We start from the raw sequence: 11435 nt of genomic DNA on the forward strand, positions 1-11435 counted from the left end.
GCGGAGGCCTTCGCCAAGGCGCCGGGGGTGGACGAGGCGGTGACCTCGCCCGATCCGACGAAGGTGCTCCAGGACCGGGCGGAGCGGACGCGGCTGGCCACCGGCGTCGACTTCATCGCGGTCCTCGACACCGAGGGGCGCCGGTACACCGACTCGGACCCGTCGCTGATCGGCCGCCGGGCCACCGGCGACCTGTTCCGGGCGTCGGTGGACGGCGAGTCGTTCACGGAGCTGTTCCGGGGCGCTCCGAACGACGCGGTGCGGGCGGTGGTGCCCATCGAGGACGAGCGGGGCCGGATCGTCGGCATGGTCACCAGTGGTATCGAGGTGGAGAGCATCGCCGAGGCGGTGGAGGGCCGGGTGCCGCTGCTGGCGGGTGCGGCGGCCGGTGCCCTGGTGCTCGCGGTGGGTGGGGCGGCCCTGGTGAGCCGGCGGCTGCGGCGGCAGACGCACGGGCTGGGTCCGGCGGAGATGACCCGGATGAAGGAGCACCACGAGGCGGTGCTGCACGCGGTGCGCGAGGGCGTCCTGATCGTGGGTGCGGACCGGCGGCTGCTGCTCGCGAACGACGAGGCGCGGCGGCTGCTCGGCCTGGGCGCGGAGGCAGAGGGCCGGCACGTCTCCGAGCTGGGTCTGGACCCCCGCACGGTCGAGCTCCTCGAGTCGGGGCGGACGGCGACGGACGAGGTGCACCGGGCGGGTGACCGGCTCCTCGCGGTGAGCGTGCGGTCCACGGTCCCGGACGGCTCCGCCTCGGGCAGCGTGATGACGATGCGGGACACCACCGAGCTGGCCGCGCTCTCGGGCCGGGCGGCGGTGGCGCGGGGCCGGCTCCAGCTGCTGTACGAGGCGGGGGTGCGGATCGGTACGACGCTGGAGGTGGTGCGGACGGCCGAGGAGCTGGCGGAGGTCGCGGTGCCGCGCTTCGCGGACTTCGTGACGGTGGAGCTCCTGGAGCCGGTGCTGCGCGGGGAGGAACCGCCGCCGGCGGAGGCGGGCGCGGCGGAGATGCGGCGGACGGCGCTGAGCGGGCTGCGGCCGGAGCAGCCGCTGCAGCCGGTGGGGGACATGGTGCGGTTCCAGGTGCCGAGCACGCCGATGGCCCGGGCCCTGGCGACGGGTCACGCGGTGGTGGAGACGGAGCTGGCGTCGGCGGAGGGCTGGCGGGCGCAGGACCCGGAGGGGGCGGCGCAGGCGCTGGCGTACGGGATGCACTCGCTGCTGACGGTGCCGCTGCTCGCCCGGGGGGTGGTGCTGGGGATGGCGAACTTCTGGCGGGCGGACACCCCGGAGCCGTACGGGGAGGAGGATCTGTCGTTCGCGGAGGAGCTGGCGGCGCGGGCGGCGGTGGCGATCGACAACGCCCGCCGGTTCACGCGCGAGCACGCGATGGCGGTGACGCTGCAGCGGAGCCTGCTGCCGCGGGTGCTGCCGGAGCAGAACGCGGTCGAGGTGGCGTACCGCTACCTGCCCGCGACGGCGGGGGTGGGTGGCGACTGGTTCGACGTGATCCCGCTGCCGGGGGCGCGGGTGGCGCTGGTGGTGGGCGACGTGGTGGGGCACGGGCTGCACGCGGCGGCGACGATGGGGCGGCTGCGGACGGCGGTGCACAACTTCTCGACCCTCGACGTGCCGCCGGACGAACTCCTCGGTCACCTGGACGAGCTGACGGGGCGGATCGACGAGCAGGGGGCGGCGGAGGCGGAGGGCGGGAACGGGCGGCGGCGGGAGGAGGGCATCACCGGCGCGACCTGTCTGTACGCGATCTACGACCCGGCGTCCGGGGTGTGCACGATGGCGAGCGCGGGGCATCCGGGGCCCGCGGTGGTGCGTCCGGACGGGCGGGTGGAGTTCCCCGCGCTGGCGCCGGGACTGCCGCTGGGGCTGGGGCTCGGGGACGCGCCGTTCGAGGCGACGGAGCTGCGGCTCGCGGAGGGCAGCAAGCTGGTCCTCTACACGGACGGCCTGCTGGAGGACCACGGCCGGGACCTGGACACGGGACTGGGGCTGCTGGGTTCGACGCTGGCCTCGCCCGACCGGAGCCCGGAACAGACCTGCGCGGACGTCCTGGCGACCCTGTTGTCACCGGCGCCCCGGGACGACATCGCGCTCCTGGTGGCGCGGACCCGACTGCTGGACCGGGAGCGGATCGCGGAGTGGGACGTGGCCCGGGACCCGTCGGCGGTGTCGCCGGTGCGGAACGCGGCGGCGGAGAAGCTGGCCGACTGGGGTCTGGAGGGTCTGGCGTTCACGGCGGAGCTGATCCTGAGCGAGCTGATCACGAACGCGGTGCGGTACGGGGCGGATCCGGTGCGGGTGCGGCTGCTGTACGACCGGCGGCTGATCTGCGAGGTGTCGGACGGCAGCAGCACCTCGCCGCACCTGCGGCACGCGGCGACGACGGACGAGGGCGGCCGGGGCCTGTACCTGGTGGCGCAGTACGCGGAGCGGTGGGGCACCCGGTACGGCCGCCGGGGCAAGACGATCTGGGCGGAGCTGTCGGTGGGGCCGGGGGGTGCCGAACCGGAGGTGCCGGCGCCCGACCTGGACGCGCTGGAGGACCTGGCCTGGTGAGGCGCGGAGCGCGGCCTGGTGCGGTCGGGCCCGGCCTCGTGCGGCCGGGCCCGGTGGATCAGCCGAGTTCTCTCAGGGCGGTGCGGACGGCCGCGAGGTCCTCGTCGGAGGCGAGTCCCGCGTGGTAGAGCCGGAGTTCGGTGGCGCCGTCGGCCCGGGCCCGCCCGGCGTCCGCCGTCAGCCGGGCGGGGGCGCCGCCCATGCCGGTGACGACAGGGAGGTTGGCGGCGAGGACGCCGCCGGGGCGGGCGTGGGCGGCGAAGGCGGCGACCTTCGGCGGGCGGGCGACCACCCCGTCGGCGAGGCCGAGGACGTGGGCGGGGTCGGTGCCGGCGTCGGCGCCGCAGCGGTACGGGTCGGGGTCGGCGTGCAGCAGGACGCGGAAGCCCGGCGGGGCGGCGGCCCGCACAGCGGCGACGGCGGCCTCCTGGAAGGAGCGGGCGGTCCGGGCGCGCCAGGCCAGGGCGGGGGCCTCCAGGTCACCGAGGCCGCCCGCGGGGCCGGTGCCGGACCAGACGGGGGCGAGGGCGCGGCGCACGGCGGCGGCGAGTTCCTCCGGGTCGGCGCCCTCGGCGGCGTACCCCTCGCGGCAGTGGGGGCAGAAGCAGAGGGACAGCAGGTACTGCTCGCGGTCGCCGCCGAGGGGGACGCCGGAGGTCTTGTCGTGGGCGTGGAGGTGGGCGAGGCCGTACCAGCCGCAGGACTCCAGTTCGGTGCCGGCCGCGCCGGGGCGGACGGCGGCCTCGGCGGCGAGGCCGACGAGGAGGGCGCGGACGTCGGGGCGGGCGATGCAGGGGGCCCAGGGGTAGCGGTCGCCGTGGGCGTTGACGACGGAGGTCTCGGGGTGTTCGGCGCCGAGGCGGGAGTTGTGGGCGAGGACGACCCAGCTGTGGACCTCCAGGCCGGTGGCGGCGAGGGCTTCGGCGGCCCGGCCGTAGGCGTCGCCGGGGGCCCAGTCGCCGGCCGGGAAGGGGCGCAGCGCGCGGCCGGCCCAGCGGGCGGGGTCCGGCGGGTAGAGCACGGCGGCGTGTTCGGCGGTGACGACGCGGTGGGCGGGGTGGCGGGGGCTGAGGGCGCGGGTGGAGTGGTAGGCGGCGGCGAGGGTGACCTGCGCCAGGCCGAGGCCGGCGAGGAGGTCGGGGGCGGCGGGGTCCCCGTCCACGTCCCAGGGGTAGAGGAAGGCTCCGGTTCTCACGCGCCGGTCTCCTTCAGGAGGGCCCGGCCGTCGTCGAGGAGGCGGGCGAGGGCGTCGAGGTGGGCGGGGGCGGGTTCGCTGAGCGGGGGCCGGACGGGGCCGACGTCGAGTCCGCCCATCCGGACGGCCGCCTTGACGAGGGAGACGGCGTATCCGCGGCCCTGGGAACGGAGTTCGACGAGGGGCCGGTAGAAGCCGTCGATGAGCCGGCGGACGGTGGGCTCGTCGCCCGAGGCGAGGGCGCGGTGGAAGGCGAGGGCGAGGTCGGGGGCGAAGCAGAAGACGGCGGAGGAGTAGAGGTGGACGCCGAGGGCCCGGTAGGCGGGGCCGGTGAGTTCGGCGGTCGGCAGGCCGTTGAAGTACAGCAGGTCCAGGCCCTCGGAGCGGACGGCGCTGACGATCCGCTGCATCAGGTCGAGGTCGCCGAGGCCGTCCTTGAGGCCGACGACGCCGTCGGTGCGGGCGAGGGCGACGGCGGTGGCGGGGGTGAGGACCGCGTTGTCCCGCTGGTAGACGATGACGTCGAGCGGGGTGGCGGCGGCGAGTTCGGTGTAGTGGCGGAGCAGGCCCGCCTGGTCGGGGACGACGAGGTACGGGGGCATGGCGAGGAGTCCGTCGGCGCCGGCCTCCGCGGCGAGCCGGGCGTAGCGGATCGCGAGGGCGGTGCCGTAGCCGGTGCCGGCGACGACGGGGACGCGGCCGGCGGTCTCCTCGACGGCGGCGGCGACGCAGGAGTGGAACTCCTCGGGGGTGAGGGCGTGGAACTCTCCGGTGCCGCAGCAGGCGAACACGGCGGCGGCGCCCGCCTCGACACCGGCCCGGACGTGGGCCCGGAAGGTGTCGAGGTCGACGGAGCCGTCCGGTCCGAAGGCGGTGACGGGGAAGAACAGCAGGCCGTCGAGCCGGTCGGCGAGCGGGGCAGTGGTCACGGGCGCTCCCAGGGAAGTCCGTCGTGCACGTTTATGACTGTCATCCATATGCATGAACGCTGACCTCTCGCACGCTAGAACAGCCCCGATCGGCCGGTCAAGGAGCGAACCTGCCGTATCACCGAGTCTTGACGCCCCGTCGGCCCGCTCCCTAGCGTGTCCACGGATGTGAATGTCGCTCAGAATGGCGCCCTTTCACCCGCGCACGGCCCACCGGCCTTCCGGCGCACCCGTCATCCCACGACCGCTCGACGGAGGAGACCCGCTCCATGCCCGCACCCCGTACCCTCCTGCTCACCGGCGCCGCCGGCGGCGTCGGCACGCTGATGCGGGAGCTGCTGCCCGCGTACGGATACGAGCTCCGCCTCCTCGACGCCGTCCCCGTGCCCGGCGCCCCGGACGCGATCGTCGCCGATCTCGCGGACCGCGCGGCCCTGCGCGAGGCGGTCCGCGGCGCCGACGCCGTCGTGCACCTCGCCGGCATCTCCCTGGAGGCCGAGTTCGAGAAGATCGTGGCCGCCAACATCACCGGCCTGCACCACCTCTACGAGGCCGTCCGCGAGGAGGGCGTCCCGCGCGTCGTCTTCGCCTCCAGCAACCACGCCGTCGGCTTCACCCGGCGCCCCCGCGAGGGCGAACCGCCCGTCCCCGTGGACACCCCGCACCGGCCCGACACCTTCTACGGCCTCTCCAAGTGCTTCGGTGAGGACCTGGCCCAGCTCTACTGGGACCTCCACGGGGTGGAGACGGTCTCCGTCCGCATCGGCTCCTGCTTCCCCGAGCCCACCTCGGTGCGCATGCTCTCCATGTGGCTGAGTCCGGCCGACTGCGCCCGGCTGCTGCACGCGGCGCTCACCGCCGGGGAGGTCGGCCACACGGTGGTGTACGGCTCCTCGGCCAACACCCGCGCCTGGTGGGACCTCTCCACCGCCCGGGCGCTCGGCTACGCGCCGCAGGACGACTCCGAGGAGTTCGCCGAGAAGCTGATCGCCGAGAAGGGTCTGCCCGAACCCGGGAGCGCCGACGACCTGTACCTGGGCGGCCACTTCTGCGTGAACCCGCCGCGCTGGCCGCACTGAGCCCGGCGCGCGGCCGGCGCGGGGGTGGTTACTCAGGCCCGGCCGGACGATACGGGGGGATCCGGCCGGGGCCCGGGTCACGGTCGCGCTGGCGGACCGGACCCGCTCACGGTAGGCGCCCGCGAAGATCATCGCGATCCGCGGAACGCGACCCCTGTCCGGATAACGCGACCAGTGGGTGCGCGGGCGCGCACGCCGGGGCGCACACCCCCTGGGTCAGCGCCCTGCGCGCAGGGTCAGGGACGGCGGCTCCCCGAACTTCTCGCGGTAGCGGGCCGCGAACCGGCCCTGGTGCGTGAAGCCCCAGCGCCAGGCCACCTCACCCACGCTCACCTCGCCGGGCGCCGCCGCCCGCAGCTCCTCCCGCACCCGGTCGAGCCGGACCTCCCGCACGTACGCCATCGGGGACATCCCCACGTACTCCCGGAACGACTCCTGGAGGCGGCGCACGCTCACCCGGGCGAGCGCGGCGAGTTCGGTGGTCGTGAAAGGGTGCTCCGGGCGCTCGCGCACCGCGTCCATGGCGCGCTTGACCGGGGCGGGGCGGCGCGGCTCGCCAGGGTGGGCCAGGGCCTCGCGCCAGGGGTGCTCGGCGGCAAGGAGCAGCCCGTTGAGCAGCGCCTCCTGCAAGGGGCGCGCCACCAGCTCGTGCCGGGCCAGGCCGTCGCCGGCGAGGGCCTCGTACGCCACCTGGCGGGCGAAGCGCACCCAGCTGAGGCCGGGGCCGCGCGAGATGTCCAGGCGGGGCGCGAAGGTGAGCGCGCCGCGCGGCGGGGTGCCGAGCAGCCGCTCCAGGCGGTCGCGGAGTTCGGCCGCGCCGACCTTCACCGACAGGGTCCGGCAGTCCCCGGTCCAGCGGTCCAGGAAGGTCTCGCCCGCCGGGTCGAGGAGCAGCGCCTCGGCCGCCGTGGCGACGATCGGCCCCGCCCCGCCCTGGCGCATCTCCATGCGCCCGCTCAGTGGCGCGTTGACGTGGTACGCCCCCAGTTCGCCGAAGCTCATGCGCACGTCGGCCCCGCAGCTGAGGTCGCCGATGACCAGCGGCCCCAGGGCGACGGTGTCGAAGCGCGCGGCGAAGGGACGCCGGTCCCGTTCGACGACCGCCATCCGGCTGACGTAGTAGCGCGCGTCCAGTTCCTGGCGCGCCTCGTCGACGTCACGTGTCCGAAAAGAGCTCCCACCCACCACACCCACGATCCGAAAGAATATTCATATGACGGACGTGACCGGGAACGGCGGGATGCCCGTGATGGCCCGACCCGGGCCACGACCGGCCGTCACCGGGGTGGCCGAAAACGGCGAAGGTAAGGGAACGGCAAAGGCGCCCGGATCGTTAGCCCTGACATGACCGCTATGACCCCCGGCTCGAACATCCCTCTCACCGCCGTGCGCGTGGCGGTGGACGTCGCCGCGCCCGTCCGGCTCGACGTCTCGGGCCTGCTGCTCGGCGCCGACGGCAAGGTGCGCTCGGACGACGACTTCATCTTCTACAACCAGCCCTCCGGCCCCGGTGTCACCTACCGGGGCGGCGGCGGCACCGCGCCCGACGCGATCGTGGTGGACACCGGCGCCCTGCCCGCCGGCGTCGAGAGGGTGGTCGTCACCGCCAGCCCGGACGCCGCCGGCCAGACCTTCCAGGGCATCGAGCCCACGGCCACCCTGCGCAACGCCGACGACGGCACCGTGCTCGCCACCTTCACCCCGCCCCGTCTGGGCACGGAGACGGCCCTGGTCGTCGTCGAGATCTACCTGCGCAACGGCGCCTGGAAGGCCCGCGCCGTGGGCCAGGGGTACGCCGACGGGCTCGCCGGCATCGCGACCGACTTCGGCGTCAGCGTGGACGAGGAGCCGGCCGCCGCTCCCGCCGCGGCCCCCGTCACACCGGCCGCCCCGCCGGTGCCGCCCGCCCCGCCGGCGGCTCCCCCGGTGGACCCGCGGGCCGCCGCCCCCGCTCCCCCGGCCCCGGCCGCTCCCCCGGCGGCCACCGCGGCCACCGGAAAGATCAACCTGGACAAGGGCCGGGTCAGCCTCCAGAAGAACCAGACCGTCTCCCTGGTCAAGGGCGGACGCCCGCTGCTCTCCCAGGTCAAGATGGGCCTCGGCTGGGAGCCCGCCTACCGGGGCAGGGACATCGACCTGGACGCCTCCGTCATCGCGTACGGGCCGCAGCGCAACCACCTGGACAGCTGCTACTTCGGCAGGCTGTCCATCCTGAACGGGTCGATCAAGCACTCCGGCGACAACCTCACCGGCGAGGGCGCGGGCGACGACGAGGTGATCGTGGTCGACCTGGGCCGCCTCCCCGCCGAGGCCACCGGCCTGGTCTTCACCGTGAACTCCTTCTCCGGCCAGAAGTTCACCGAGGTCGCCAAGGCGTACTGCCGTCTCATGGACGCGGCCACCGGCGAGGAGCTGGTCCGCTTCGACCTGACCACGGCCGAGCCGCAGACCGGCGTCATGATGGCCAAGCTCATCAAGCAGTTCTCCGGTGAGTGGGAGATGACGGCGATGGGCGAGTTCGTGAAGTCCCGCACCGTCCGGGGCATGGTGAAGCCGGCCGCCCAGTCCCTCTGACGGAGGCGGCCGACCTCCCTCACGAGAACAGGGCGCTGTAGGCGTTGAGGGCGGGCTGGCCGCCGAGGTGGGCGTAGAGCACGGTCGAGTCCCGGCCGATCTCCCCGCGGTCCACCAGGTCGATGAGGCCCGCCATCGACTTCCCCTCGTACACGGGGTCGGTGACCATCCCCTCGGTACGGGCGGCCAGCCGCATCGCGTCGAGGGTGGCCTCGTCCGGGACGCCGTACACGCCCGCGTGGTACCGCTCGTCGAGCTCCACATCGGCGGCCGTCACCTCGCGCTCGACGCCGATGAGGGCGGCGGTGTCCCGGGCGATCCGGGTGATCTGCTCGTGGGTGGCGGCCGGCTCGGCGGAGGCGTCGATGCCGATGATCCGGCGGGCCGGGCCGCCCTCCTCGGCGAGCGCGGCGAAGCCGGCGACCATGCCGGCCTGGGTGGAGCCGGTGACCGAGCAGACGACCACCGTGTCGAAGAAGACGCCGAGCTCCCGTTCCTGCTCGGCCACTTCGTAGGCCCACCGGGCGAAGCCGAGGCCGCCGAGCGGATGGTCGGAGGCGCCGGCCGGGATCGCGTACGGCTTCCCGCCGGCCTCCTCGACCTCCCGCAGCGCCCGCTCCCAGCTCTCCTTGACCCCGATGCCGAAGCCGGCCCTCACCAGGCGCACGTCGGCGCCCGCGAGGCGGCTGATCAGGATGTTGCCGACCTTGTCGTAGACGGCGTCGGGCCAGTCGACCCAGCTCTCCTGGACGAGCACGCAGGACAGCCCGGCGCGGGCGGCGACGGCGGCGACCTGGCGGGTGTGGTTGGACTGCACGCCGCCGATGGAGACGAGGGTGTCGCAGCCCCGGGCGAGGGCGTCGGCGACGAGGTACTCCAGCTTGCGGGTCTTGTTCCCGCCGTAGGCGATCGGGGAGTTGCAGTCCTCCCGCTTGGCCCACAGCGTCGCCCCGCCGAGGTGGTGGGTGAGCCGGTCGAGGGAGTGGACCGGCGAGGGTCCGAAGAGGAGCGGACAGCGGTCGAAATCGGTGATCGGCAAGGGGTCTCCCGGGGATTGGAGGGCCGGCCGCGGACGGATTCCCGGGCACGGGGGACGGGCGGTCCCGGCGCTCCGGCGGCGGCGCGGAGGAACGGGGTACGGCTCCGGCGGCGTGCCCCGGCGGGCCGGGGCGGCGGCGCAGGAGCGGGGGGACGGCTCCGGGGCGCGGCGGCGGGCCGGCGGCGCCCCGGGTGCGCGCAGCGGCCTACGGCGCCGAGGGCGCGGGGATGCCGGTGACGTCGGCGACCTCGGTGGCCTCGTCCGCGAGCTGTTCGAGGGCCGCCCAGATCTCGGTGGTGACCCGCACCGCGGCCTCCGCGTCGCCCGCCTCGCAGGCGTCGATGAGGCGCGTGTGCAGTTCGGCGGAGCCGCAGCTGCCCGCGTCGCCGAAGAGGCGCCGCTCGACGCGCCGGATCAGCGGGGTGTAGCGGGCGATGGTGGCGGCGGCGGCGTGGTTGCCGCTGGCGATGACGAGGACCTGGTGGAGGGCGTCGTCGGCGGCCAGGGCGGTCTCGACGTCCGAGTCCCGGACGGCGGCCGAGAACCGCTCGTTGGCCTCGCGCATGGTCCGGATGCCCTCGGGGCCGAGGAGCGGCACACCGGTCCTGGCGGCGAGTTCGTGCATCACCCGCACCACCGAGGCGGCGTCGCGCACGATCCGGCTGACCGGCCGGGTGACCCGGGTGTAGCTCTGCGGCTTCGTCTCGACGAGCCCCTCGTCGCAGAGCCGGGCCAGGGCGTCGCGCACGGGGGCACGCGAGAGCCCGAGCCGTTCGGCGAGGTCGGCGTCCTTGAGCGGGGCGCCCGGGGCGAGATCGCCGCGCACGATGGCCTCGCGCAGGGACTCGTACGCCCGGTCGCGCAGCAGGGTCCGGCCCACGGGCCGCAGTGCGTCCATGGACTGACATGTTAAATGTCGGTCCATGGACTGACCAGGGTCCAACGTCCCTGGTCCGCGCGGCCGTTCAGCGGCGCGGCTGGCGCCGCCAGGGGCCGGTGATCGCCACCATGATGCCCGGATTCTGGACACAGGCGAAGAGGGTGTCGCCGTCGGGCGAGAAGACGACGCCGGTGAACTCGCTGTCGTTGAGGTCGTTGCGGGCGATCGGGTAGGTGCGGCCCGACTCGGTGGCGCCGAAGAGGTGCTGGACGCCCTCGCCGTCCTCGGCGATGACGAGCCCGCCGTACGGGGAGACGGTGATGTTGTCCGGGCCGTCGTAGGCGCCGTCCTCCTCGGGCGTGGCGTTCACGCCGAGCAGCACCTTGAGGGTGAGGGTGCGGCGCTTGGGGTCGTAGAACCAGACCTGGCCGTCGTGGGAGGCGCCCGGGGACTCCTGCCGCGCGTAGGAGGAGACGACGTAAGCGCCGCCGTCGGCCCACCACATGCCCTCCAGCTTGCGGGCGCGGGTCACCTGGTCCGGGCCGAACTGCTCGCGGACGGGGGTGGTGCGGGCGTCCCGGTCGGGCACGTCGACCCAGTCGACGCCGTAGACCGTGCCGATCCGGGTGGCCCGCGAGAGGTCGTCGACGAACCGGCCCCGGGAGTCGATGCACCGGAAGGCCTGGAGCACACCGGCGTCGTCGGCGAGGGTACGGAGCTTCCCGCGCCCGTGCTCGAAGCCGCGCGGCGGCACCCAGCGGAAGAGGAGGCCGTTGGGCTTGGCGGCGTCCTCGGTGAGGTAGGCGTGGCCGCGCCGGGGGTCGATGACGACGGCCTCGTGGTCGTAGCGGCCGAAGGCCTTGACGGGGCGGGGGTCGAGGTTGGCCCGGCGGTCGTACGGGTCGACCTCGAAGACGTACCCGTGGTCCTTGGTCATGCCGTTGACGCCGGCGAGGTCGGAGTTCTCCTCGCAGGTGAGCCAGGTGCCCCAGGCGGTGCGCCCGCCGGCGCAGTTGGTGGAGGTGCCGGCGATGCCGACCCACTCGGCGACGGTGCCGTCGCGGTGGACCTCGACGACGGTGCAGCCGCCCGCCGCGGCGGGGTCGTAGACGAGGCCCTCGGTGAGCGGGACCGGGTGGGTCCACCGGGAGCGCGGGCCCTTGAG

The 11435-nt window shown here is 74.9% G+C and carries 9 protein-coding genes; 3 read left to right on the forward strand and 6 right to left on the reverse strand.

All coding sequences use genetic code 11. The annotated features are described in order from the left end of the window. The coding region (locus RIF68_RS13495; RefSeq protein ID WP_309051464.1) for a SpoIIE family protein phosphatase at positions 1–2574 on the forward strand (2574 nt) is incomplete at its 5' end. Positions 2575–2632: 58 nt separating this feature from the next. On the opposite strand, the gene RIF68_RS13500 is transcribed toward RIF68_RS13495, so the two are convergent. Beyond that, positions 2633–3769: a hypothetical protein gene (locus tag RIF68_RS13500; protein WP_309051465.1), complete on the reverse strand. Its 1137-nt coding sequence runs from the start codon at positions 3767–3769 to the stop codon at positions 2633–2635. Then, complete coding sequence (locus RIF68_RS13505) at positions 3766–4698, reverse strand: 5-dehydro-4-deoxyglucarate dehydratase (protein WP_309051466.1); 933 nt, start codon at positions 4696–4698, stop codon at positions 3766–3768. Before RIF68_RS13505 ends, RIF68_RS13500 begins: the two co-directional genes overlap by 4 nt. A 269-nt stretch (positions 4699–4967) precedes the next feature. On the opposite strand from RIF68_RS13505, the gene RIF68_RS13510 reads away from it, so the two are divergent. Beyond that, the gene (locus RIF68_RS13510; protein ID WP_309051467.1) at positions 4968–5777 is read left to right on the forward strand and encodes an NAD(P)-dependent oxidoreductase; all 810 of its coding nucleotides are present in this window, start codon (positions 4968–4970) and stop codon (positions 5775–5777) included. 216 nt (positions 5778–5993) lie between these two features. Here the strand turns inward: RIF68_RS13510 and RIF68_RS13515 are convergent, their stop codons facing one another. Continuing rightward, positions 5994–6971 carry an AraC family transcriptional regulator gene (locus tag RIF68_RS13515; RefSeq protein WP_309051468.1) on the reverse strand — a complete coding sequence of 326 codons (978 nt, stop codon included), beginning with the start codon at positions 6969–6971 and terminating at the stop codon, positions 5994–5996. Positions 6972–7121: 150 nt separating this feature from the next. On the opposite strand from RIF68_RS13515, the gene RIF68_RS13520 reads away from it, so the two are divergent. Beyond that, entirely contained in the window at positions 7122–8351 is a 1230-nt protein-coding gene (locus RIF68_RS13520; RefSeq protein WP_309051469.1) for a TerD family protein, read from the forward strand. Positions 8352–8370: 19 nt separating this feature from the next. Here the strand turns inward: RIF68_RS13520 and RIF68_RS13525 are convergent, their stop codons facing one another. From RIF68_RS13525 to RIF68_RS13535, 3 genes are all read right to left on the reverse strand, one after another. Next, positions 8371–9390: a 1-aminocyclopropane-1-carboxylate deaminase gene (locus tag RIF68_RS13525; RefSeq protein ID WP_309051470.1), complete on the reverse strand. Its 1020-nt coding sequence runs from the start codon at positions 9388–9390 to the stop codon at positions 8371–8373. Between the two features lie 205 nt (positions 9391–9595). After that, positions 9596–10288, reverse strand: a complete 693-nt coding sequence (locus RIF68_RS13530; RefSeq protein WP_309051471.1) for a GntR family transcriptional regulator — start codon at positions 10286–10288, stop codon at positions 9596–9598. Between the two features lie 67 nt (positions 10289–10355). Continuing rightward, the coding region (locus tag RIF68_RS13535) for an alkaline phosphatase PhoX (RefSeq protein ID WP_309051472.1) at positions 10356–11435 on the reverse strand (1080 nt) is incomplete at its 5' end.

The sequence above is a fragment of the Streptomyces sp. genome (assembly GCF_031178505.1).
Lineage (GTDB): Bacteria > Actinomycetota > Actinomycetes > Streptomycetales > Streptomycetaceae > Streptomyces > Streptomyces gulbargensis.

Bases quoted from the DNA above. Each gene is read 5' to 3' on its own strand.
- RIF68_RS13510 (WP_309051467.1), top strand. From the start codon at position 4,968: ATGCCCGCACCCCGTACCCTCCTGCTCACCGGCGCCGCCGGCGGCGTC.
- RIF68_RS13520 (WP_309051469.1), top strand. From the start codon at position 7,122: ATGACCGCTATGACCCCCGGCTCGAACATCCCTCTCACCGCCGTGCGC.
- RIF68_RS13530 (WP_309051471.1), bottom strand. From the start codon at position 10,288: ATGGACGCACTGCGGCCCGTGGGCCGGACCCTGCTGCGCGACCGGGCG.